At 73.9% G+C, this 22,606-nt stretch carries 19 protein-coding genes and 1 pseudogene; 3 read left to right on the top strand and 17 right to left on the bottom strand.

Going from position 1 to position 22,606, the window contains the following annotated elements:
• Positions 1–91: 91 nt before the first annotated feature.
• From OTB16_RS08610 to OTB16_RS08600, 3 genes and pseudogenes are all read right to left on the bottom strand, one after another.
• The gene (locus OTB16_RS08610; protein WP_267719372.1) at positions 92–1,147 is read right to left on the bottom strand and encodes an NADH-quinone oxidoreductase subunit B family protein; all 1,056 of its coding nucleotides are present in this window, start codon (positions 1,145–1,147) and stop codon (positions 92–94) included.
• 116 nt (positions 1,148–1,263) lie between these two features.
• Positions 1,264–3,033, bottom strand: coding sequence for an enoyl-CoA hydratase-related protein (locus tag OTB16_RS08605; protein WP_267719624.1), 1,770 nt, complete (start codon positions 3,031–3,033; stop codon positions 1,264–1,266).
• A 313-nt stretch (positions 3,034–3,346) separates the two neighbouring features.
• Positions 3,347–4,375 (bottom strand): annotated as a pseudogene (locus OTB16_RS08600) (DUF2252 domain-containing protein); the annotation flags it as partial.
• Positions 4,376–5,119: 744 nt separating this feature from the next.
• Between OTB16_RS08600 and OTB16_RS08595 the strand changes: the two are divergent.
• The 3 genes from OTB16_RS08595 to OTB16_RS08585 all read left to right on the top strand — a co-directional run bounded on the left by OTB16_RS08595 (position 5,120) and on the right by OTB16_RS08585 (position 7,172).
• A complete protein-coding gene (locus tag OTB16_RS08595) occupies positions 5,120–6,517 on the top strand; it encodes a helix-turn-helix domain-containing protein (protein ID WP_267719371.1) in 1,398 nt (465 codons plus the stop codon).
• 157 nt (positions 6,518–6,674) lie between these two features.
• Entirely contained in the window at positions 6,675–6,890 is a 216-nt protein-coding gene (locus tag OTB16_RS08590; protein WP_267719370.1) for a hypothetical protein, read from the top strand.
• Between the two features lie 81 nt (positions 6,891–6,971).
• Positions 6,972–7,172 (top strand): hypothetical protein, encoded by a 201-nt coding sequence (locus OTB16_RS08585; protein ID WP_267719369.1) that lies wholly within the window; start codon positions 6,972–6,974, stop codon positions 7,170–7,172.
• A 64-nt stretch (positions 7,173–7,236) separates the two neighbouring features.
• On the opposite strand, the gene OTB16_RS08580 is transcribed toward OTB16_RS08585, so the two are convergent.
• The 14 genes from OTB16_RS08580 to OTB16_RS08515 form a co-directional block, all read right to left on the bottom strand.
• A complete protein-coding gene (locus OTB16_RS08580) occupies positions 7,237–10,377 on the bottom strand; it encodes an AfsR/SARP family transcriptional regulator (RefSeq protein ID WP_267719368.1) in 3,141 nt (1,046 codons plus the stop codon).
• A gap of 161 nt (positions 10,378–10,538) precedes the next feature.
• A complete protein-coding gene (gene gntA, locus OTB16_RS08575) occupies positions 10,539–11,222 on the bottom strand; it encodes a guanitoxin biosynthesis heme-dependent pre-guanitoxin N-hydroxylase GntA (RefSeq protein ID WP_267719367.1) in 684 nt (227 codons plus the stop codon).
• Entirely contained in the window at positions 11,219–13,222 is a 2,004-nt protein-coding gene (locus OTB16_RS08570; RefSeq protein ID WP_267719366.1) for a hypothetical protein, read from the bottom strand. Before OTB16_RS08570 ends, gntA begins: the two co-directional genes overlap by 4 nt.
• The gene (locus OTB16_RS08565) at positions 13,219–14,064 is read right to left on the bottom strand and encodes a tRNA ligase subunit PheS family protein (RefSeq protein WP_267719365.1); all 846 of its coding nucleotides are present in this window, start codon (positions 14,062–14,064) and stop codon (positions 13,219–13,221) included. Before OTB16_RS08565 ends, OTB16_RS08570 begins: the two co-directional genes overlap by 4 nt.
• Before the next feature lie 4 nt (positions 14,065–14,068).
• A complete protein-coding gene (locus OTB16_RS08560; RefSeq protein WP_267719364.1) occupies positions 14,069–14,800 on the bottom strand; it encodes a class I SAM-dependent DNA methyltransferase in 732 nt (243 codons plus the stop codon).
• 104 nt (positions 14,801–14,904) lie between these two features.
• Entirely contained in the window at positions 14,905–16,149 is a 1,245-nt protein-coding gene (locus OTB16_RS08555) for an ATP-grasp domain-containing protein (RefSeq protein ID WP_267719363.1), read from the bottom strand.
• Positions 16,150–16,294: 145 nt separating this feature from the next.
• Entirely contained in the window at positions 16,295–16,963 is a 669-nt protein-coding gene (locus OTB16_RS08550) for a 4'-phosphopantetheinyl transferase family protein (protein WP_267719362.1), read from the bottom strand.
• Between the two features lie 140 nt (positions 16,964–17,103).
• Positions 17,104–18,378 carry an MFS transporter gene (locus OTB16_RS08545; RefSeq protein ID WP_267719361.1) on the bottom strand — a complete coding sequence of 425 codons (1,275 nt, stop codon included), beginning with the start codon at positions 18,376–18,378 and terminating at the stop codon, positions 17,104–17,106.
• 21 nt (positions 18,379–18,399) lie between these two features.
• Positions 18,400–18,675 carry an LOG family protein gene (locus OTB16_RS08540; protein ID WP_267719360.1) on the bottom strand — a complete coding sequence of 92 codons (276 nt, stop codon included), beginning with the start codon at positions 18,673–18,675 and terminating at the stop codon, positions 18,400–18,402.
• Positions 18,662–19,396, bottom strand: coding sequence for an SDR family NAD(P)-dependent oxidoreductase (locus OTB16_RS08535; protein WP_267719359.1), 735 nt, complete (start codon positions 19,394–19,396; stop codon positions 18,662–18,664). The genes OTB16_RS08540 and OTB16_RS08535 overlap by 14 nt, the downstream gene beginning before the upstream one ends.
• Entirely contained in the window at positions 19,396–20,019 is a 624-nt protein-coding gene (locus OTB16_RS08530; RefSeq protein ID WP_267719358.1) for a class I SAM-dependent methyltransferase, read from the bottom strand. Before OTB16_RS08530 ends, OTB16_RS08535 begins: the two co-directional genes overlap by 1 nt.
• A complete protein-coding gene (locus tag OTB16_RS08525) occupies positions 20,016–21,155 on the bottom strand; it encodes an HAD-IIIC family phosphatase (protein WP_267719357.1) in 1,140 nt (379 codons plus the stop codon). The genes OTB16_RS08530 and OTB16_RS08525 overlap by 4 nt, the downstream gene beginning before the upstream one ends.
• Positions 21,142–22,326 carry an acyl-CoA dehydrogenase family protein gene (locus OTB16_RS08520; protein WP_267719356.1) on the bottom strand — a complete coding sequence of 395 codons (1,185 nt, stop codon included), beginning with the start codon at positions 22,324–22,326 and terminating at the stop codon, positions 21,142–21,144. Before OTB16_RS08520 ends, OTB16_RS08525 begins: the two co-directional genes overlap by 14 nt.
• Positions 22,323–22,604: an acyl carrier protein gene (locus tag OTB16_RS08515; protein WP_267719355.1), complete on the bottom strand. Its 282-nt coding sequence runs from the start codon at positions 22,602–22,604 to the stop codon at positions 22,323–22,325. The genes OTB16_RS08520 and OTB16_RS08515 overlap by 4 nt, the downstream gene beginning before the upstream one ends.
• Between the last annotated feature and the right edge of the window lie 2 nt (positions 22,605–22,606).

The raw sequence follows: 22,606 nt of genomic DNA, 5'->3' as shown, positions 1-22,606 counted from the left end.
CCCTTCTTCAGTACGGGAGGGGGTGCGCCGGGGGGCGCCGCGGGCCGGACTGCCGGCGGGGCGCCCCCCGGTTGCGGGAGGGGCGGGACGGTCACCAGGGCGGGCGGTAGCCCGTGGTCAGCTTCTCGCCGGTGTGGCGCCACTTGGGCTCCTGGTCCACGGTGTGCGCCGTGATCGCGCGGAGCTTGCGGATGACGGCCCCGTACGCCCCGCTCGCGGCGCTGGACACCTTGCCGCCGGGGGGTTCGTCCATGAAGGGCATGAACTTGTCGGGGAAGCCGGGCATCGTGCAGGCGATGCAGATGCCGCCGACGTTGGGGCAGCCGCCGATGCCGTTCATCCAGCCGCGCTTGGGCACGTTGCACTTGACGACCGGACCCCAGCAGCCCAGCTTGACCAGGCACTTCGGGGAGTCGTAGGTCTGTGCGAACTGGCCCTGCTCGTAGTAGCCGGCCCGGTCGCAGCCCTCGTGCACGGTCGCGCCGAAGAGCCAGGTGGGGCGCAGCTTGTCGTCGAGCGGGATCATCGGGGCCGAGCCGGCGGCCTGGTAGAGCAGGTAGGTGAGCGTCTCGGAGAAGTTGTCCGGCTGGATCGGACAGCCCGGGACGCACACGATCGGGATGCCGGCCTTCGACTTCCAGTCCCAGCCCAGGTAGTCGGGCACGCCCATGGCGCCGGTCGGGTTGCCCTCCATGGCGTGGATGCCGCCGTAGGTGGCGCAGGTGCCGATGGCGACGACGGCGAGGGCCTTGGGCGCCAGCCGGTCGAGCCACTCGCTGGTGGTGATGGGCTGACCGGTCTCCGGGTCGTCGCCGAAGCCGCACCAGTACCCCTCGGGCTTGATGCTCTCGTTGGGGATGGATCCCTCGACGACCAGCACGAAGGGGTCGATCTCGCCGCGCTCGCCCTTGAAGAACCACTCGATGAACGTGTCCGCGCCGCCGATCGGACCGCATTCGAAGTCGATGAGCGGCCAGTGCACGGCGATCTTGGGCAGGCCGGGGAGGACGCCCATCACGATCTCTTCGATGCTGGGCTGCATCGCCGCGGTCAGGGATACGGAGTCGCCGTCGCAGCTCAGCCCCGCGTTGATCCAGAGGATGTGGATCGGGGGGTCCTCTACCGGGGCAGGCGTTGCTGCGTTCATGGGTTTCCTCCTCGGGGAGGGGTTCAGGAAGGGTTTCGGGGCGGTCGGGGGGCGGGGAGGCGGAGCGCCCCGGGGAGGGGCGCGGCGGGGCCGCGCGTTCGGCCTCACCTTTCTTGCTAACAGCCCGGCGTCTCCCGTGCCTCGTCATGTACGGCCATTGCGGTGAACGGCCGCCCCCGGGAGGGCAGCGGCGCCGTGTGCCGTCCCGGCACGGCCCGCGCGAGGTGGGGCGGGGTGCCGGCCGGGGTCTCCTTGCGCACGAAGGCCCGGCGCAGGGCGTGGTACGGGGCGGCGGGATCGTCGAAGGTCGCGCGCATCGGGGCCAGCTCCGCCGCGCGGTAGGCGGCGAGCGGCCGGTCCGCCTCGTCGCGCTCGCGCCGGGCCTTCTTCGCCGCGATCCGGGCGGGCGTGGCGGGGAACGCCGCCAGGCGGGACGCGAGCAGCGCCGTCTCCGCGGCGAAGGCCCCCGGGGCGCACGGGACCGTACGGTCGACCAGGCCGAGCCGCAGCGCGGCCTCCGCGCTCAGCGGCAGCGCCTCGGTGGTGAGGCGCTCGGCGACGCCGGTGCCGACGCGGCGGGGCAGGGTGTACGTCCAGAACTCGGAGCCGGTCAGGCCCATGAGGCGGTAGTGCGGGTTCAGGACCGCGCCGGAGCGGCACCAGACCTCGTCGGCCGCGAGGGCGAGCATGGCCCCGCCGGCGGCGGCGTTCCCCCCGAGGGCGGCGACGACGAGCCGGTCGGTGGTGGTGAGGACGGCTTCGACCAGGTCGTCGATGGCGTTGATGTTGGCCCAGGACTCCGCGGCCGGGTCGGCGGCCGAATCGATGACGCCGAGGTGGATGCCGTTGGAGAAGAAGTCGCGGCCGCCGCCGAGGACGAGGACCGAGGTGGGGCGGGCGCAGGCGGCCCGGTAGGCGTCCAGCAGGCGCCGGCAGTGCGCGGTGCTCATCGCGCCGCCGGGGAACGAGAACGACAGGAAGCCGGTCGCCCCCTCCTCGCGGTAGCCGATGTCGGACCAGGTGCGGCGCCGCGGGTCGGTGGGGAACGGCGCCGGGTGCTCGGGCAGCGGGGGCAGCCGGTCGGCGAGGACCGTCGTGGCGGGGAGTCGGGGAGTGGCGGGCCCGCCCGGGATGCGGGGGGCCCGGAGCTCGGGGATCCAGACGGCTCCGTCGGCGGTGGCCCGGCAGATCGCGCCCGCCCGGGTGGCGAGCAGCTCCCCGGGGCGGCCGCGCAGCCGGTCCTCGGGGTGGCCGCCGTGCAGGTGCCACTCGGCGCCGAGCAGTTCGTCCCGTACGCCGGGCTGCGAGTCGGCGGCCCGCAGCGCGCCCAGCACCCGCTCGGTGGAGTCGGCCTCCCAGTCGATGCGGCGGCTGTCCTGGCGCATCGCGGGGCGCGCGATGCCGGTGGCCTGCGGCCGCGGGACGTACGCGCCGGAGGCGAACCGGCCGACGGCGAGCAGGACGGCCCGCAGCGCGGCGTCGGCGATCTCACCGCGGTACAGGTCGCTCTTGCCGACCGGCGGGACGGGGCAGTCGGCCGTGGCCCAGACGGGTCCGGCGTCCATCTCCGCCTCGGCCTGGAGGACGGTGACGCCCCAGCTGGCGGCCCGGTCGCGCACGGCCCAGTCGAGGGAGGAGGGTCCGCGGTCGCCGAGCGGGCCGGGGTGGACGATCAGGCAGGTACGGGCGGCCCACACCTCCTCGGGGACGGCCGTGCGCAGCATCGGCGCGAGGACCAGGTCGGGCTGATGGCGGTCGACGGCCTCGGTCAGGGAGACGTGGGGCAGGGCGAGCTCGACCGCCACGCTGTGGCCGTGGTCGCGCAGTTCGGCGTGGACCCGCTGGGTAAGGCTGTTGAACGCGCTCGCGACGAGCAGGACGTGCACGTGATCTCCCAGCGGCTGCCCGGTTCCGGGGCGCCGTGCGCCCCGGCTGATCATGACCGGAACATGACCGGCCGCCTGAGATGCTCGGGTACGCCGGCGGGGACGCGCCCGGCGCCGAGCGGTGGTGTCACCCGAAAGCGCGCCCCTCGAGGGCCAGTCGGCCGCAGCCGGCGCGGCGCGTGCCACCGCTGGCCGGGCGGCGCGTGCCACCGCTGGCCGGGCGGCGCGTGCCACCGCTGGCCGGGCGGGGTGTGCCACCGCGGCCACGCGGCATGCTCCGTGCGGCGGGGGGCCACCTCGGCGGGGCCGGGCGGGTGGCGTACGCACTGGCTCCGGCGTGCGCGGCGAGCACGGAGTCACTCGCCTCCTTGGCCTGCAGGATCAGCGGGTCCTGCCCGTCGCGGCCGAGCAGCAGCACGACCCGGCAGCGCATGCCGACGCTCCCGACGCCCACCACCTTGCGGGCCATGTCCACGACGGTGTACTGCCGCAGCAGGTGCCTGCGGTCCGTCTGGAGGCTGCGCCCGTACCGCTCCACCAGGGACCGGATCTGCCCGTCGAGCGCGTTGCGCTCCTGGTCCGGCATCAGCTGGGAGACCGGCGTGATCAGCTGCGGGACCGCGGCGAAGCGGCGGTGGCCGCCGACGACCTCGGTGAGCTTCTCGAACGCCTGCCGGCTGTCGCGGCCGCGCGCCTTGTGCAGCGCCTCGGACACGTTCTTGCGCCCGCGGGTGTGCAGTGCGCCCTCCGCCGGCGCCTGGAACTGCGCCTCGTCGACCCGGGCGTACCAGACGTCGAGGTTGCCCATCCCGGCGAAGGCGCGCATCTGCTCGCGGTAGGCGCGCACCGCCGACCGTGCGATCTCCGCGCGCTCCCGGTCGGAGAAGCCGTTCTCGCGCCCCGCGATGACGAGGCTGGTCGCGAGCCGTTTGACGTCCCATTCCCACGGTCCGGGCAGCGTCTCGTCGAAGTCGTTGATGTCGAACAGCAGGTTGCGCCACGGGGGCCCTAGCAGCCGGAAGTTCAGCAGATGGGCGTCGCCGCAGAGCTGGACCCGGATGCCCGAGTCGGGTGCGACCGCCAGGTCGCCGGCCGTGATCGCCGCGGCGCCCCGGTAGAAGCGGAACGGTGACTCCGCCATCCGGCCGTAGCGGATCGGCACCAGCTCCTGGACCCGGGTGGCGGACTGCCCCTCGATCACCTCCACCGGGTCCGCCCGGTGCGGCGACGGTTCGAACGGTCCGTGCGCGGAGCGCGGTGCGCGCTTCCGGGCGGCCCCGCGGGCGGCGGTCCCGGGGGCTGCGCGGGCCCGCGACGCAGCGGCGCGGCGTTCCGGGGGGAGCCGGTGGGGGCGGACGGGGGCACGGCCCGGTGCGGGGCGTTGATGCCCTCCGGCGCGGCCTCGCCGTCCCTGATCATGCGGAGGTGAAGGCCGTCGTGCGGGGCTTGGGCGTCCGACGGGATCGCGCCCGCGTGACCGCCGCGTGGATCAGCCGGTCCACGTCCGGGTTGTGCTCCCTCAGGCGCCGGAGCTGGTCGTACGCGTCGAAAAGGCTCGTGTGCCTCCTGCCGGCCCCGCTTGCCACCCCTCCGTCGCGCGGCCGGAAGGCACCGGTGGACTGCCCGGTCCGGCCGCCGGACAGCCGCAACCGGAGCGGCCGTCCGCACCGTCTCCGGTTCGAAGCGGCCCCGTCACCGCAAATGCGAAACGATTTCCGAGTGGAGTCAATAATTCTGGTTACGTCACTTCGACGTTTCCGTATATCCACCGGCGCTCGGGGCCCTACGTCGAGGCTGACCATTTTGCGGCATTATTGACAGAATCACTTGACTCACGCAGCGAGACTCCGGGCGTATCCCCTTTACCGACGTGCCCGCCCTCCCCCCGCACCCGCCCGGGCAGGGAGGACGGTTCCGCGGAGCAGCCGCGACATCTGGGGGGCCGCAGGCCGGCCGGCCGCCGAGTCGACGGACGCGCCCACCGGGAATGCACGCGAGCCCTGGCCCGGTCCGGCATTGACCGAGTATATTCACTGCATATTCACACCCGCTGTACGCCGCCGGTCTCACGCAAGGGGAAATCGCCATGACGGAATCGCAGACTCTGGGGTCACGGATCCGTCGGTTGCGCCGTGAAGCGGGACTGTCACAGATGGACCTGGCCGGCGACAACCTCTCGGCGAGCTACATCTCCCTGCTGGAGGCGGGCAAGCGGACCCCGTCCCCGGAAGTGCTGGAGCAGATCGCCGCCCGCCTGGGCTGCGGTCCCGAGCACCTGCTGGAACTCCTGGCGCCCGAACGCCACGACATCCCCCAGACTGACCTGCGCTACGCGGAGATCAGCCTGCGCAACGGCGACCCCGAAACCGCGCTCGCGACCTACACCGCCGTCCGCGACAAGGCCGCCCGGGCGGGGCAGGAGGGCATCCGGCTGACCGCCGAGTACGGCGTGGCCCAGGCCCTGGAGCACGCCGGCCGGCTGGAGGAGGCCACCGACCGCTATCAAGCCCTGCTGGACCACGCCGGCTACGGGCAGTCCCTGGTCCCGCGGCTCACGGTGGCGGTGGCCCTGTGCCGCTGCTACCGCGAGACGGGCGACCTGGCCCATGCGATCGACCTGGCCACCACCACCCTGGAGGAGGCCCGGCAGCTGCGGCTCACCTCGACCGTGCTGGGCGTCGAACTGCTGGCCACGCTCGTCGGTCTGTACTGCGAACGCGGCGACCTGCACCGCGCCGCCTTCCTGGCGCGCACCGCCATCGAGGAGGCCGAGGGCATCAAGGACCGCAAGGCCCTGGGAGCCGCGTACTGGAACGCCGGAGCGGTGGCACACCGCAGCGGAGCCTCCGCCGACGCCCTCCTGCTGCTGGAACGCGCCCTGGCCATCTACTCCGAGGGGGACGACGCCCGTGCGCTGTCGCGGCTGCGCAACGCCTACGCGTCGGTGCTTATGCAGTCGGAGACCGCCGACATCGCGGAGGCCAAGTCACAGCTGACGCGCAGCGCCGAGAACCTGGCCAGCCACGGCAGCACGGTGGACATGGCGTACTGCGAGACCGCGCTGGCCCGGGCCTGCCTGCTGGAGGGCAACCCCCGCGAGGCGGAGCAGCACGCGCGCCGCTCCCTCGAACTCCTCGGCACCGGACACCGGCTGGAAACGGCGCGCACCCTCCTGGTGCTGGCGGGCTCCCAGCTGCAACTCGGTGACACCGCGGCGGCCGAGGAGGGCAGCGAGCGCGCCGCGCTGCTGCTGGAGGCGTCCGAGGCGGACCGGCAGGCGGCTTCCGCCTGGAACGACCTCGGGGAACTCCTGGAGCGCTCCGGACGCGCCGAGCGCGCCGTCTGGGCCTACCGCCAGAGCCTGCGGTGCCTCGGCCAGCGCAGCAGCCTCCTCCCGACGGCGGGCGGATCCTCCCTGTCCCCGGCCGGCGCCCCGGGGACCACGGGCCGGCCTGACCGGGCCGCCGGGCGCCGGGCGGGCTGAGCAGGAGGAGCGGGCGGCGGAGCCGTAGATCGATCGATAGATCGGTCGTTGATCACCGACGCCTAAGGTCGGAGGAGACGGCGAAGAAGGGGGGACGGCGGTCGCCGTCCCCGGCGCCGCACACCGGCTTTCCTCCCCGACGAGAGAGACGCACCGCATGCCGCACGTACCCCGCCTCCCCGCCGGTGCAGCTCCGTACGGCCGACCGGTCACCGACCCGCTCCGTCGCCGTCCCGCCCGGGTACTGGCGATGGCACTGCTGCTGACTCTGCTCTCCGTCCCCCTCGCCACCGTGCCCGCACCGCAGTTCGGCGACGCCCTGACCCGTGTGGCCGGCGGCCCGACCAGCGACGACATCCCCCTCTGCTGCTGACGAACCCCGTCGACAGTCGCGTATCACCCGCTCCACACCGCCGGCAGACCACCGGTGGTGACAGTCAAGGAGAACCACCTCATGTCGAAGCTCTTCCGCACCTGTACCGCGCTCTGCCTGGCACTGCTCGCCGCGACCGCTCTGGGCGCCGCCGGCCAGCCGCCCGCCCCGACGGCGGGTGGTGTGCACACCTCCGTGGCCGGTGAGGACACCGGGGAGATGACCACGGAAGACATCAACAACACCGGTTCCAGGTTCCAGCCCACGGCCATCACGAGCTGAGCCACGGCGGACCGGAGGCCGCCCGGGCAACGACCCCCCGTGCCCGGGCGGCCTCCGGCTCACGTCACGAGCGGCCGTCGACCAGCCTGCTCCCGTTCCGCGAAGGCACCTCGCCCAGCCCGGCCAGCAGCTTCGCCACGTCCGCCGCATCGGGCAGCCCCAGGCGCGTGAAGACGCCGCGGGCCCGCTCGAGGTGCTCCCTGGCCCGGACCCCCTCCCCCAGATCGGCCAGCGTCCGCCCCATGACGACCAGCGCCTGCGCCAGGTCCCGCTCCGAGCACGCCTCCTCGCAGCGGGCGATCGCCGAGGCCGCGTGCTGCACCGCCTCCTGATGCCGCCCCGAGGCGCGCAGGGTCTCCGCCAGCCGGTAGAGCGCCTGGGCCTCCCGCTCCCGCAGCCCGGTCGCACGACACACGGTCAGGGCCTCGCCGTAACGGGCCACCGCCTCCTCGTACCGGCCCAGTTCGTGCAGGGCCAGGGCGCTCACATACAGGGCATATGCGGCGACAACGTTGTCATCCAGTTCCCGCATCAGCACCAGGGCCGACTCGCAGGAGGCAAGGGCCTCCTCGGGGCGTCCGCTGCGCACGCGGGCCAGTGCCGCGTTGACAGTCGTCACCGCCGCGCCCGAGCGGTGGCCCAGGGTGTGCGCCAGGGCGATCGCCTCGTCGTACCAGACGGCCGCCTCCTCGAAGTGGCGCAGGAACTGCGCCACCAGACCGCGGTCGTTGAGGGCCTGGCGCAGGGCATAGATGTCCCCCGCCGCCCGAGCCGCCTCGGCGGCCAGCCCGGCGTGCAGCCCCGCTTCGGCGACCCTGCCGGCGCGCAGTGCTATGCCGCCGCACAGCACCCGCGCCCGCCCCACGCTCCGCCGGCAGCCGGTCCGTTCCGCGGCCTCCGCGAGCGCCAGCGCCACCGGCGCCATCCGGTCGTCCCAGACGGCGTGGGTGAAGGGGCTGACCGCCAGCAGCAGGTCCACCGCGTTGCCCAGCCGCTCCTGCCCCGTGTCCGGCACGCCCGGGGCGACGGCGCTGAGCGCGGCGGCGACCAGGCCGTCGACCTCGGCCGCCACCCAGGCACGGCCGGCGTGCACGTCCGGGAAGTCGAGGCCCCGCGACCTCAGGGGGCCGAACACGTCGGCCACCGGATCTCCGGGGACCGCGTGCAGGTAGGCGCTGGCGGCCGTCGCGAGCAGGAAGTCCAACAGCCGGCCCAGGGCCTCCGCCGCCTCCTCGGGATCGTGGGAGACGGCCTGCTGGCGGGCGTAGACCCGTACGAGGTCGTGGTAGCCGTAGCGCCCCGGTGTGGCCGACTCCAGCATCGCGGCATCGGTCAGCGATTCCAGCAGGGTCTCCGCCGTGCAGTCGTCGACACCGATCACGGCGGCCGCCGCGGGGATGCCGATGCGGGCCGTACCGGCCAGGGCCACCAGTCGGAACGCCCGTGCCTGCTCGGTCGTGAGCTGCTCATAGCCGAGTTCGAAGGCGGCGTCGATGGCCATTGCGCCGACCCGCAGTTCGGCGAGGCGCCGATGTTCGTCCGCCAGCCGCGCGGCCAGCGTCGCCACCGTCCAGCCCGGCCGCGCCGAGAGCCGGGTCGCCACGATCCGCACCGCGAGCGGCAGGTGACCGCAGGCCTCGATCAGCTCCAGGGCGTCCCCGTGCTCCACGGCCAGCCGGTCCCGCCCGATGATCGCACCGAGCAGGGCCAGGGCCTCGTCGGTGCGGAACGGCTTCAGCAGCAGCTGCGCCGTCAGCGGCAGGTCGAACAGGGGCGACCGGCTCGTGAGGATGACCGCGCAGCTGGACGACCCCGGGATCAGCCCCCTCACCTGGGCGGCGTCCCGGGCGTTGTCGAGCATGATCAGCAGCCGCCGTCCGTCGACGACCGAGCGGAAGAGCCGGCAGCGGTCCTCGACCCCGTCGGGCACCTCATCCTCGGGCACTCCCAGCGAGGCCAGGAAGCCGGCCAGGACGTAGCCCGGTTCCGCCGGGTCGCTCCCGCCGCCGCGCAGATCGACGTACAGCTGCCCGTCCGGGTAGTGGGCGCGGGCCCGGTGCGCGACGTGCAGGGCGACGGAGGTCTTGCCGACGCCCCCCATTCCGGCGGCGGCCAGCACGACCGGGGTCCTGCGCACCGGTTCGGTCAGCACGGCGTACCAGGCGTCGACCTCCTCGCTGCGCCCGACGAAGTCCGGCGCGTCGTACGGGAGCTGGGCGGGCACCGGCCGTGCGGCTGGCGCGGGCGCCGACGCGGGCCGCTCCGGCGGCGACGGCTCCCGCTCCGTGGCGATGTCGCCCTCCGGCTCCGCCCGCGTTTCGGCGCCGGTGTCGGCGCCGGTGTCGGAGCCGGAGCCGGATCCGGTGTTGGTGTCGGAGCCGGTGTCGGCGCCGGTGTCGGCGCCCCACCCCGGATGCGCGGCGGCGTGCGCCGGGGCGGGTCCGGCCAGCGCGGGATCACCGACCAGGATCCGCCGGTGCACCTCGGACAGTTCCGGGCCCGGCTCGATGCCCTGCTCCACGACGAGCAGGTCCCGCACCCGGTTGAACAGCGCCAGGGCGTCGGCCTGGCGGCCGGCCCCGTACAGCGCTCGCATCAGCAGTCCGTAGGGGCGCTCCCGCAGGGGGTGCTCCTCGGTGAGTTCCACCAGGTCCGGTACGGCGGCGCGGTGGTGGCCCATGTCCAGGGCCAGGTCGAAGCGCTTCTCCAGGAGGGCCAGCCTCATCTCGTCCAGCCGGGAGCGCTGACGCTCCGCGAACGGGCCGGGCACGCCGCTCAGCGGTTCCCCCTGCCACAGGCTCAATGCGCTCGCCAGTAACCGCTCGGCCTGCGGCATCCGGTCGCGGGCCGATGCCCGCGCGGCCTCGGCCGCCATCACGTCGGCCCGGCGCAGGTCCAGCGCCTCGTCGCACAGGGCCAGCCGGTACCCGTCGCCGGCCAGTTCCAGAACGGTCGGTGAGTCCCCTTCCGGTTCGAGCAGCTTGCGCAGCCGCCAGACGTACGTGCGGACGGTGGAGACGGCCCGGCTCGGCGGCGTCTGCGCCCACAGCGCCTCGACGATCTGCGTCATGGAGACGTGCCGGTTGGCGCGCAGGAGCAATAGGCACAGGAGGGCCTGCTGCTGGGGTGGACCCACCGGCAGCTCGACCTCACCCCGGTAGGCACGCACCCTGCCCAGTACCTCGAAACGGAACCCTGCGGCCATTCTTGTGTCTCCCCTCGCAGCTGCACGAACAATCGCGCTTGTCCGTGGCATCCGCGTAAGACGGAATTCCCGGGCTCGGGGTTTCCTTCCGACCCGGCGGATGTGCGAGGGGCGCCACCCGCCGTCGGCGGCCGGTGAGTCGGGCCGGTCAGTCGGGCCGGTCAGTCGGGCCGGTCGAACGGGCACTTCCACTGCGGCGGGACCGCGCGCCCGGAGTACTGCCGGGCTTCGGAGACCGTGCCGTGCTCGGCGAGCATGGGGTTCACATCACCCTGCAGCGCCACTTCCTTGCCGCGTATCTTCGTCTGCATCCCCTGGTAGACGCCGGTGCGCTTCAGCTCGGCGAACTGCCGGTGGCAGTTGAAGATCAGAGCCGGCAGGGCGAAGCGCCGCGAGATGCGCGAAGCACGTCGGTGCAGGCCTATGACGAAGAACGGATGGCCGCCGAAGCTGAACCCGAAACGGGGGCTGCACGGATCGTCCGAGATGTCGGGGGCCCACGGGTTCTCGGCGCGGTCGATCGCGTGGAGTGCGCTCAACTGCTGCCACAGCAAGCGCTCGAACTCCTCCTCGTCCGCCGGATCGGACCCGGCGAAGATCGCGGCGAAGGAGTGGAAGCGTCCGGGCTCCGACAGTCGGCCGGTGAGGAACCCTTGCAGGTCCGTGCGGAGTCGGTGCAGGCTCTCCTGGTCGCCCAGAGCCCCGTAGACACCGGTCACCAGCTCTCCGCGGTGAAGCGCCGCCCGTGCTCCCAGGCAGGTGAACTCGTCGGCCCGCAGCCAGGTGGTGAAACGCTCGACCACCTCCTCGGCGCTCTCGCGGCCCGGGGTGTCCTCGTGCCTCATCGCCCGCTCCACCCCCGGCCGGCGAGCGCCCGCAGCACCGTTTCCCGGCGGCGGCGCCCCTCCGCCCGGAGGGGGCCGCCGTCCGTGGCGACGAACTCCGCCCGTACGGTGAGCGAGAGGTGCCCGGCGGGCACCCTCCCGCCCTGCAGCAGGTCCTTCACCGCGACGAGCCGGCTCTCGGTGTCGCCGGCCTCGGCGACCACCCGCAGGACCTCCGCGGCCGACACCGCCTCGGGCACGACGACGCTCACGTTGAACGCGGGCAGCGGCAGCGGCTCCGGCAGCCGCACGGCCGCCGGGACCGGTGTGAGGCCGCCCAGCGCGCCGAGGTCCAGCTCGGCACAGAACACCCGCTCCCCAGCCGCGTCGAGCAGGGCCGCGGCCTCCTCGGACAGCAGCCCCGCCCGGCCCACCGTGGTGCCCTGCACCCGGACGGCGAAGGAGGCGTCCGCCGCGAAGTCCGCGTACGGCCGCGGGGTCAGCTCCGGGGCCTCCTGCCCCGCCGCGCCGGTCAAGGTCCGCAAGAGGCCGCTCAGGTCGGCGAAGCCCACGGCCCGCGGCCGGGGTTCGACCAACGAGGCGGGTGCGGCGGCTCCGCTCAGGACGGCGGCGAACCGCCAGGACTCGTCGCCGTACGCGGCGGACAGCGGGACCTGGCCGAGTTCGAACAGGTGGGCCGCTCCGGTGTGCCGCAGGGACCGGTCGGCGCTGCCGAGGAGGCCCGGCAGCAGGGAGCCGCGCACCCGCATCTCGCGCAGCCCGGCCCGCCCGTGCACGGTGACGGGCTCGGCCCCCGGTGGCGCGGCGACCGCGGTGAGGGGCTCCGAGGGTCGCAACAGCACTGGGGAGAGCACCTGTTGCAGCCCCCGCCGCAGGGCGGCGTCGGCGAGGCCGCGCCGCAGGAGGCGCGCCGGGTCCGGCCACGGGCCCGCGGTGGAAGGCGGCAGCCGGCACGGCACCGTCCGGTACCCCCGGATGCGGGCCACCTCACCGGCGAGCGCGGGGACACCGTCCAGGTCCGGGCGCCGGGCGTCCACCGTGACGTGCAGCGGGCCGCCCTCCGGGCGGGGCTCGACCGCCGTGCCGCCCGCGGTCAGCAGGGAGGTCAGGGTCGCGAGGTCGAGGTCCGGGTCGACCAGCCGGCGCAGTTCGCCGGGGTCCGGGTGCAGGACGCGCGGGGCGGGTGCCGCCGCGCCGGCGCGGCCGGCCGCCGTGACGGTTCCGCCCGCCCACTCGGTGACGAGCCGGGCCAGGCGGGCCACCGCGCGGTCGCAGGACTCCGGGTCGTGTCCGCGTACGGCGGGCGGTGCGTGCGTGTCCGGCTCCGGACCGGTCCCGGGCGCGGCGTGCGCGGCCCTCGGGTCGAGCCACCAGGCCCACACCAGCGTCGCGCGGCCGTCTGCGGAAACGGCGCTCGGCGGAGCGTCGCGTCCCAGCGCGGCCACCGTCCGTTCGCCCGCGGACAGCACCCAGCTGCCGGGGGGCGTGCGGGGGCCGTCGCCGGCAGCGGGTGCGGCCGGCTCCGCGGTCCGCAGTCGCAGGCCGGTGAGGTCCAGTGCCCGGGCGTCGGCCGCGCCGAGGGGCTGGCCCGTTTCGAGCCCGACGTACGCCGCCAGGTCGGCCACCGTCCCGGTGAGCGGTACGCCCGCAGCGCGCAGCCGGTCCGCTGCCGCGTCGGGGAGCCGGACCGCGTGCGGCAGTCGGACGACGGCTGCCGCCACCCGGCCCGGGACGTTTCCTTCGGCGGTGAGCGCGAGTCCGTTCGGCAGGCGCGACAGTTCGAGCGGGGCGAGCGGCGCACGGCCGCCCCGCGCGCGGACTTCGGCTGCCAGGCCGCGTACGGATCCGAGGTGGGCGAGCGCGGGCGGTGGCTCGACCTCCACCGCGCGGTCGGCGTCCAGGACGGCGCGTGCGCCGCTCTCGTGGAGACCGTCGAGCAGCGCGGCGCGGTCGACGTCGCCGCCGCACTCCTGTTCCAGCCAGGCCAGGGGGATTCTCACGGTCGGTCGGTTCCTTTCTCCGACGGCCCGACCGGCAGGCAGGCGTGATCGAACTGCTCCAGCAGGCGCGGGTCGTTGACCAGCAGTTCCCGGATGTCGGTCAGCCCGTGGGTGAGCCTCATCAGGCGCTCGACGGAGCAGCCGAAGCTCAGCCCCACGACCCGGTCCGGGTCGTAGCCCCCAGCGGTGAGCACGTCGTCACGGAGCATGCCGCCGGCGCCGATCTCGACGTGCCCGCGTCCCTCGCACTCCTCGCAGCCGGGGCCGCAGCGCGGGCAGGCGACCTCCACGGCGAATCCCGGTGAGGCGAAGGGATAGTCGCCGCGCCGCACGCGCCACGGGTGTCCCCGTCCGAACAGGCCGGACACCAGCCGGTCGAAGAGCCCCATGAGGTCCGGCAGGCCCGTGCCCGGCTGGACCACCAGTCCGTCGATCTGGGTGAACTGGGAGCCGGAGTAGGGAGAGGAGAGTTCGTTGCGGAAGCAGGTGCCCACGAGCAGGGTCCGCAGCGGACCGGGGGCGGCGGCCCGCATGGCCTGCGGGCCGCCGGAGGTCGCGTGGGTGCGCAGGACCAGGTCCGGTGCGGGGAAGAAGCTCAGGCGGGTCCGGGTCGGGTGGTCCTGCGGGTAGCCGAGCACGTCGAAGTTGTCGCCGGCCGATTCCAGCAGGGGCAGGTCGACGACGTCGAAGCCGAGGGGTGTGAACAGGTCCCCGATCCGGTCCACGAGGGCCGCCACCGGATGGGGACGCCCGGTGCGGGGCCCGGCCGGTGGCAGCCCGGGATCGCATCGGGCGTCGGCCACCGCCGGAGTCAGGACGGCGGGCGTCACTTCGTCCGGCACGCTGTCAGCTCGCCTTGCGGTAGACGCCGATGTGGTTCTCCGAGTGGGTGTCGTAGGGGACGTTGCCCCAGTCGCCCCAGCGCTCGCTGAGCTCCAGTCCGGCGATCCTGGCCATGAGGTCGAGCTCCGAGGGCCACGTGTAGCGCAGGAAGGCCGGGTAGAGCTTGATGCCGTCCTCCCGGATCTCGATGTGGTTCTCCTTGATGTGCTGGGTGGCCCGGTCGAAGGTGTCGGCCTCGATGCGCACGTGGTCGAGCCCGACGTCGTACACGTGGGCGCGGCCGTTGAAGCGGAAGCGCGTCGGGTCGGGGACGAACGTCTCCACGACGAACAGTCCGCCGGGCTCCAGGTGGGCCGCCACCGACTCGAAGCACTGGATCTGCTCTTCCTGCGTCTGCAGCGCGTACAGCGAGTTGAGCAGCAGGAAGATGAGGGAGTAGCGGCGCTCGGAGGTGAAGTCGGCGATGTTGCCGATGGACACCTCGATGGACTCGCCGCCGGGCTTGGTGCGCATCACGTCGACGATCTCCGGGGAGGCGTCGAGCCCGTCGAGCGGCACGCCGCGCTGCGCGAGGGGGAGGGCGACCCGGCCGGTCCCGATGGCGAGTTCGAGTGCCCGGCCGCCGCCCACGCGCTTGGCGAGGAACTCGACGGCGCCCTCGGGCTCCGGCCAGTCGATGTGGTCGTACACGTTCTTCCAGCGGGGGCCGTACGTTTCAGGCTTCCACTCGGTCATGGTTCGGGCCTCTCTCGTGGTCTGTCGTGGGCCGGCGCGGTCGGTGCCGGGCCGGCGGAGGGCGTGGCAGGTCGGTGGGGTGTGGTGGAGGGGGCGTCGGGCGGTCAGGAGCCGAGGACGCGCAGTTCGTGGTGGGCGAGGAGCAGGCGGTCCTCGACCTCGTCGGCGTGCGGGCCGGTGGCCATGACGTAGCCGACCCGTCCGTAGAGGTCCTCCGGAGGGGGTGTCACCGTCTCCCCGCGCGGGCGCAGCTCGCTGATCTCGTGGATCCAGGGGCGGCCGCGCAGCGTGGCGGCTTCGGCCAGGCCGTCGAAGCGCTGACGGGACCGGGGGTAGAGGAAGCGGATGCCGGCCGCGCGGTCCCCGCTGGACGCGGTCTGCGGCGGGCGGCCCAGGGCGGCGGAGACGAGCAGCGAACCGAGCCGCACGCCGCGGGCCAGTTCGACGATGCGGGAGGCGATGTCGCCGCCCGGTCGCGCGTTCAGCTCGATGATGCGCGGGCCGGCCGGGGTCATCTTCACTTCGACGTGGGCCACCGTGCGGTCGATGCCGGCGGCGAGGACGCTGCGGCAGGCGAGGTCGAAGCCCTCGGTCATCTCGGCTCGGCCCAGGGTGCCGTTTCCGGTGATGAAGCCCGCCTCGACCGGGTAGGGGTCGTACGCCCAGATCTTGCGCGCCCAGGAGACCGGGGTGGCCGTACCGTCGTGCACGAGGCAGTCGACGTCGAATTCGAAGCCCTCCAGGAATTCCTCGACGAGGATTCCCTCGCTTTCCAGGCCCATCTTGTCCGCGTGCAGGGCCGCGTCGAAAGCGGCGTCGAATTGTGATTCCTCGTCCACCCGGCGGACCCCGGCGCTGCCGGACAGGCCCCGCGGTTTGACCATCAGGGGGTAGCCGATCTCGCGGGCGGCCCGGCGTGCCGCGGCGAGGTCGTGGACGAGGAGGGAGCGGGTCGGCGAGATCCCGGTGTCGCCCAGCAGGGTGCGCTGGCGGTGCTTGTCGCGCGCCAGCTCGGCCGCCGCCACCGGCACCCCCGGCAGCCCGAGGCTCCGGGCCAGGCGGGCCGCGGTGACCACCATGGTCTCCTCGTACGTCACCACGGCCGCGACCCGGCGCCGGTCCAGGAGGGCCTTCGCGGCCCGCAGCGCGTTCTCGTCGGCGCCGCTGCCGCAGGCGTCGAAGACCCCGGCCGCCTGCACCAGGTGCCGCTGCCAGGTCACCGGTTCGGGGTTGAGCAGCAGCAGGTCGGCGTCCGCGGCCATCTGGGCCAGCAGGCGTTCGTGGCCGGCGCGGTAGCCCGACCCCACGACGAGCAGCGTTTCGCGGCTGCCCGCACTGTCGTGTGTCACGTGCGTTCCTCTCGGTCCGATCGCGTCCGGCGGTGTTCGGACGGGGTGGGGTGATAGTGAGTCAAGTGTCTCTATGACCAGTTGTCAAGATCAGTCACTAATGCAGTCACTAATGCTTCTCCAGGCCGTTCGGCCTTTCGTGTGCTCACGGAGGCGGGCGGAGGGTGCGGACGGTCAGGGCCGGTGGTGTCCGGGACGCCCCGCCGTCCGGTACGGCGACGGCGAGGGCCGCGCGGTGGCCGGGCGGCAGGTCGAGGTCGGCGAAGGCCCACCCCCGGGGAGTCGGCGCCGGCCCCCTCCCGTCCGCGGCGAGGTCGGCTGCCAGCCCCACGCACTGGCCGGCCAGCCCGCCGGGCAGTCCCGTACCGATGCCCTTCAGGTACGCCTCCTTGCGCACCCAGCAGCTCAGGAAGCCCTCCTCCCGCTGTGCGGTCGGCAGTTCGGCGAGCGCCGCGCGCTCGGCCGGGTGCAGGCGGCGGATCATGCCGTCGAGCGGGCTGTCCGGGTGGCGGAAGGCCCGCGACTCGACGTCGACGCCGACGGCGACTGCGGCGAGCGCCACGACGGCCAGGCCTCCCGAGCGGGACAGGGAGAACTCGACGGCCGGCGCCCCGCCGGCCAGGGTGGGCCGTCCGTGCGGCTGCGCGCAGTGCGGCAGACCGCAGGTCTCGCGGGTCAGCCGCACCTCGCGGGGCGCGATGCCGAGACACCCGCCGAGGACGGTCCGCAGCGCGATGTGCGAGGCGACGTACCGGCGTCGCGCGCGGTCGTCGTGGAACGCCGCCGCCCGCGCGCCCTCCCGTCGGTCGAGCACGAGTTCCGGACGCCCGTAGGGGACGGACTCCAGGGGGACGACCCAGACGGCGGCCTCGCCCTGCCCGGGCAGATCGCCGGGTACGGGCCGCCCCTGCGGTGGCGCGCACCGGGGGGACTCGGGGGATGCGATGGGCTCTTCTACGGGGTCGTCTCCTTGCTCGGAGGGGCGGCCGCGAGGCGGCGGACGCTGCGGCCGCGGAACGAGAGCAGGGCGTACAGCGCGAGGCCGTAGCCGCCGAGTTGCAGGGCGAGGTAGCTCCACACCCCGCCTCCGTCCACCACGGGCAGCAGCACCAGGGGCGCGAGGAACGCGCCGAGGCCGTGGGCGAGGGACGTGGCCGCGGCGTAGCTCTCCAGCCGCGCCGGCGGGGCGGTCAGCGTGACGAGCGGCTGGACACTCGGCGCGATCAGGCATTCGCCGACGGCGAAGACCAGCCCGAACAGCGCGCCGAACAGGAGGCGCACGCCCGTCCCCGGCACCAGCACCGCGGCCGTCAGCGCCCCCATGGCGACCACCCAGACCAGGATGGCCGCCGTCAGCGCGGCGACGTACCCGATCCGTTCGATGACCCGCAGGGCGAGGCCCTGGAAGGCGATGACGCCGACGGTGTTGCAGGCGACGACGACGCTGATGGCGGACACGGACAGGTCCGCGTTCCGTAGGATCGCGGGAACCACGGCGTCCACCTGGGCGAGGCCGAAGACGACCAGGGCCGTTTGCATGAGGAGGAGCCGGAGGAACACCCTGTCGCGCAGCGCCGTGCCCCGGTCGCCCCCGTCGTCCCGGGGTACGGCGGAACCGGCCCCGTCCGTGCCCGGCTCGGCCGGCCGTCGCTCCACCCGCCGGAGACGGACGAGGACGGCTCCGTGCAGCAGGTAGCTGACCGCGTTGGCGACCAGGCACAGGGCGTACCCCGCCTCACCGAGGTGCTCCACGGCCTGGCCGCCGAGCAGCGCGCCGACGGCGACGGTCAGGGCGGAGACGCGGTGCTGCCCCGAGAGGACGCGGCTGAGTTCGCAGGTGCCGAAGACCTTGGTGAGCAGCGGCGTCTGCACCGCGTAGTAGGCGCCGGTGCCCGCCCCGGAGAGGCAGGCCGCGGGCATGGTGGAGGCCATCGAGTCCGCCGCCGCCAGCCAGGCCGCGCCGGCGGCCTGGAGGACGGTGGCTCCGATCGCGGACAGGCCGGGGCCGTAGCGCTTCCCGACCTTGCCCGCGAGCGGGTTCACGACGAGACCGGCCATCGCGAACAGCGCGAAGTACAGCGAGACGCCGGAGGTGGGCAGACCGAGCGCCTCCCGTAGGTAGGCCACCATGAGTGGCAGCACGAGGCCGGTCCCGAACGTGGTGGCGCCCCATCCGGCGAGGAACCCCTTGTAGAGGGGCAGCGGCTTCCTGCGTGCCGCCCTTCTCACCGGTCCACCCCCGTGCGGCGTTCACGCTCCGGCATCGGACGCTCCCGCCGGGGCCCCGGCGCGGGCCGAGGTGATCATGTCGAGGGCCTCGCACGGGTCGGAGGCGATGCGGACCGGCTCGGCGGCCCGGGCGACCGCGCCGATCAGGCCGACGCCGCCCGCGCCGTACACCAGCCGGTGGCCGCGGGCGGCGACGAGGCCGCCCGGTGCGTTCGCCGTTGCCACGTGGCGCGGCGAGTGTCCCGGGGACGCGCCGTGGAAGACGCCGATGGACAGGGGGTGTTCAGAGGTATCCATAGCTGAGCCAGCCTCCGTCCACGACCAGGGTCTGGCCGTTGATGTAGTCGGCCTCCGGGGAGGCCAGGAAGAGGACGGGGCCGACGATGTCCTGCGGCCTGCCGCGCCTGCCGGCGGGAATGCGCCCGACGATGGCGTCCTCGGTGAGCGCGGCCGGGTGCGGGGTCTCGATGCGGATCATGCCGGGGGCCACCGCGTTGACGTTGACGCCGCGTGCGGCCCACTCGACGCCCAGGCTGCGGGTCAGCTGCAGGACGCCACCCTTGCTCGCCGCGTACAGCGCCCGTTCGGGAAACGCGGTGTACGACAGCAGCGAGCAGAAGTTGACGATCTTGCCGTGGCCTTGCTCCAGCAGGTGCCTGCCGAAGACCTTGCAGGTGAGGAAGGTGCCGATGACGTTCGTGTCCAGCAGTGCGCGGGCGTCGTCCACGGAGAACTCCGTGGTGGGGCCCATGTCGAACAGCCCGGCGGCGTTGACGAGCACGTCCACGCCGCCGAACGTCTCGGTCACCCGCTCGGCGCAACGCTGCACCTGCCGCTCGTCCCCGACGTCGGCCGGCAGCGCGAGGCTCTCGGCTCCGAGAGCCTCGATCTCCGCGGCCACCGACTCCACTTGGGCGGCGGTGCGGGCCATCAGGGCGACCTGGGCGCCGCGCTCGGCGAAACCGAGCGCGACGGCGCGTCCGATGCCCCGGCCGCCCCCGGTGACGACGACGCGCATCAGCGGGCCCGGAATTCGCCGAACCAGTGCAACTGGTCGGGCTTGGTGCGCGTGGGGACGTTGCGGTACACGTACAGGCCCACGCAGGTGAAACGGTCGGAGCGGAAGGTCCCGAGGATCTCGTCGCTGGTGATGCGGCGCGGTCCGGTGCCCTCGACCATGTGGTCGGAGAAGGAGTTGAGGAGGAAGAGCCCGCCCGGCTTCAGCAGGCGGTGCACCTCGTCGGCGTACCGGCCGCGTGCCTCGTCGCGCATGTTGTGGAAGACGAACGAGTCGGTGACGACATCGGCCGAGCCGTCCGGGAGCGGCACGTCGAGCACGTCGCCCTCAACGAAGTCCGCGGAGGCGCCAGCGAGTTCGGCCCACTTGCGGGCACGGGCGACTGCGTCGGCCGACAGGTCGACACCCGTCACGTCGAGTCCCTGAACCGACAGGAACACGGCGTCGACGCCCGGGCCGCTGCCCAGGTCGATGAGGCGCTGGCCGGGCTTGAGGGTGCCGTCGATGACGCGCTTGACGAGTTCGAGGCCCGGAGAGGCGTTGAACCAGGAGAGTGTGGCGAGCGGCTCCTCCGAGTACACGGAGGAGAAGGTGTCGGTCCAGCTCTGGGTGAAGGCCTTCATGCGGTCAGCTCCTTGGTCGTGCCGCGCGGGGCGACGGGGTTGTCGTCGACGACGAGGCGCACGTAGCCGGGCACGGCCGGGCGGCGCTCGTCGGGGAGGGAGAGGACGACGAGGTCGTCCGTACGGGATTCGACGGTGAATCCCGCGAACCGGTAGGTGACGAGCATCTGCCGGTTGCGTTCGGTGGGCCGGAAGAGGGCGACGGTGCCGGCACCGTGCGCGGCGGCCAGCCGGGCGACGGCCGCGATCAGGGTGGAGCCGACGTTGCGGCCCATCACCCGGCACGACATCAGCAGCAGGCGGATCGTCCACGGGGGCGCGGCGTCGGCGTGCGGGTCCGCCACCGCTGCCGCGTCTGTCCGGCCGGTACCGATGACGGCGAGGCCGATCGTGCCGTACGTGCCGAAGCGGTCGTCGAGTTCGGCGACGAGCACGCGGTGGTCCGGGTGCCGTGTCAGCGACGCGAGCTCGGCCTCGTCGAAGGTGATGCCGGTGGTGTTGAGCTGGTGGGTGCGCTGGGTCAGTTCGGCGGCGCGGGCGAGGTCCGCGGGAGTCGCCTCGCGCACGCGCAGGGTCATGTCGAGCGAACGCAGGAACTCCTCCCCCGGCCCGTCGAACGCCACCTCGTGGCTGCGGCGCCTGCTCTCCGCCAGGTACATCGACCGGCGGCGCCGCGCGTCGTCGGTGACCTGCGCGGGCAGCACACCGCCGTCGGCCACCAGGGCGTGCAGCTCCTGCCTGGTCATGCACCGCACCTGGGGCAGTTCGCTGGCCACTTCGGCCCGCTCGAACTCCGAGTCGTCCACGAACAGGACGCTGTCGGGGGAGATGTTCAGCTCCCGGAGGACGGCGCGCAGCGAGGCGGACTTGGCCGACCAGCCGACCTGCGGGTAGAGGAAGTACGCGTCGAGGCCGAAGGCGCTCAGCTGCTCCGCGACCGGGCCTGGCTCGTTGCGGCTGGCGACGGACTGGAGGATGCCGTGCTCGTCGAGGGTCCGGACCAGCCTCCGGTTGGCTTCGGGGACGCTGAGGTCGTCGCCTTCGAGCAGCGTGCCGTCCCACAGGGTGTCGTCCAGGTCCCAGACCACGCACTTGACCCGCGGGGCGGCCGGGGTGTGCGGCTCAGTGTTCTGCATGGGTGTCGTCCTCTCCGTGGTGCGCCGCCGTCCGGACCGGTGCGCGGTCCGTGGTGCCGCCCCGGCCGCGCAGGAGGTCGGCGGCGACGATGTCCTGGAGCACCTCGGTCGGCCCCTCGATGACCTCGTGGACGCGCGCGGCGGCGTGCAGCCGGGCCAGCGGGTGGTCCTCGGCCTGTCCGGCCGCGCCGAGGAGCCGGGAGGCGGTGGCGGTGGCGGTGCTCGCCGCACGGCTGGCCAGCAGCTTGGCGCGGGCGACGGTCACCGCGGCGGACGGTGCCCGGTCCTCGACCTCGTGGGCGGTCTGCCGTACGTAGCGGGCGGCGGCGTCGGTGGCGAGCGCGGCGTCGGCGAGCAGCCCCCGGACGAGTTGCCGGTCGCCCAGGGTGGCACCGCCCTGGGCGCGGGTGGCGGCGTGGTCGGCGGCGAGGCGCAGGGCGGCCTCCGCGACGCCCACGGCGCCGGCGGCGACGTACAGCCTGCCCAGCGTCAGGCAGGACGTCACCACGAAGGGGATGCCGAAGCCGGGGCGGCCGACCGCGCGGGCGGCCGGTACGGTGGCGCCGTCGAACGTGACGCGGGCGAGCCGTGCGGCGCGCAGCCCCGCGGTGACGGGTTCCGCGCCGACGTGTACGCCCGCACCGGCGTCCACCAGTGCGCAGCTGCCGCGCCCCGCTGTGCTGCCGAAGACGAGGTACGTGTCGGCGATCTGGCCGAACGACAGCCAGCGCTTGGTGCCGGTGACCCGCAGGGTGTCGCCGTCGCTTTCGATGGTGGTGGTCAGGGCGCCGATGTCCGCGCCGGCCTCCTGCTCGGTGAGCGCGAACGCGGCGAGGATCCGGCCTGTCGCCAGGTCGGGCAGCAGCGTGTCGCGCAGCGCGGGAGCGGCCCAGCGGCGTACCGCGTGGCAGACCATGGCGTGGACGACGAGAAGGCTGTGCAGACTGGGTGAGGCGGCGGCCACCAGGCGGTGCACGTCGGTGACGGCGGCGAGCGGCGTCCCGCTGCCGTGGTGGGCGGTGTCCACGGTCAGGCCGAGCAGTCCGAGGCCGGCCAGTGCGTCGATGTCCTCGCGCGGTACGGCGCCCGCGCGTTCCCAAGCCGTGGCCCGGGCGGCGAACGCGTCGTCGCGCAGTGCCTCCAGGAGTGCCTCGGGCGCGGAGCCGGTCACGAGGCCGCCAGCCTGCGGTTGACGAGCCCGGCGAGACCCCGGATCGAGTCGAAGTGGACGAGTTCGAGGTCCTCGTCGCCGATCTCGATGGAGAAGGTGCGCTCGACGAAGTCGACCATCTGGACGGCGGCCACGGAGTCGAGGACGCCGTCGGAGATGAGCGGCCTGTCGTCCGTGATGCCGGGACGCCCGCTGAGCCGGGCAATGAACTCCCGTACGGTGGACGTCACTTCGTCAGGAGTGTGGGACCGGGTGGAGGTGGTGTGCGGGGAAGCCATGG

This window comes from Streptomyces antarcticus (assembly GCF_026627255.1).
Classification (GTDB): domain Bacteria; phylum Actinomycetota; class Actinomycetes; order Streptomycetales; family Streptomycetaceae; genus Streptomyces; species Streptomyces antarcticus.
The sequence above is the reverse complement of the archived record's forward strand: the minus strand, read 5'-3'. Positions and strand labels throughout refer to the sequence as shown.

Bases quoted from the DNA above. Each gene is read 5' to 3' on its own strand.
- OTB16_RS08585 (WP_267719369.1), top strand. From the start codon at position 6,972: ATGTCGAAGCTCTTCCGCACCTGTACCGCGCTCTGCCTGGCACTGCTC.
- OTB16_RS08530 (WP_267719358.1), bottom strand. From the start codon at position 20,019: ATGAAGGCCTTCACCCAGAGCTGGACCGACACCTTCTCCTCCGTGTAC.
- OTB16_RS08560 (WP_267719364.1), bottom strand. From the start codon at position 14,800: ATGACCGAGTGGAAGCCTGAAACGTACGGCCCCCGCTGGAAGAACGTG.
- OTB16_RS08515 (WP_267719355.1), bottom strand. From the start codon at position 22,604: ATGGCTTCCCCGCACACCACCTCCACCCGGTCCCACACTCCTGACGAA.
- OTB16_RS08580 (WP_267719368.1), bottom strand. From the start codon at position 10,377: ATGGCCGCAGGGTTCCGTTTCGAGGTACTGGGCAGGGTGCGTGCCTAC.
- gntA (WP_267719367.1), bottom strand. From the start codon at position 11,222: ATGAGGCACGAGGACACCCCGGGCCGCGAGAGCGCCGAGGAGGTGGTC.
- OTB16_RS08535 (WP_267719359.1), bottom strand. From the start codon at position 19,396: ATGCGCGTCGTCGTCACCGGGGGCGGCCGGGGCATCGGACGCGCCGTC.
- OTB16_RS08590 (WP_267719370.1), top strand. From the start codon at position 6,675: ATGCCGCACGTACCCCGCCTCCCCGCCGGTGCAGCTCCGTACGGCCGA.
- OTB16_RS08595 (WP_267719371.1), top strand. From the start codon at position 5,120: ATGACGGAATCGCAGACTCTGGGGTCACGGATCCGTCGGTTGCGCCGT.
- OTB16_RS08610 (WP_267719372.1), bottom strand. From the start codon at position 1,147: ATGAACGCAGCAACGCCTGCCCCGGTAGAGGACCCCCCGATCCACATC.
- OTB16_RS08540 (WP_267719360.1), bottom strand. From the start codon at position 18,675: ATGGATACCTCTGAACACCCCCTGTCCATCGGCGTCTTCCACGGCGCG.
- OTB16_RS08525 (WP_267719357.1), bottom strand. From the start codon at position 21,155: ATGCAGAACACTGAGCCGCACACCCCGGCCGCCCCGCGGGTCAAGTGC.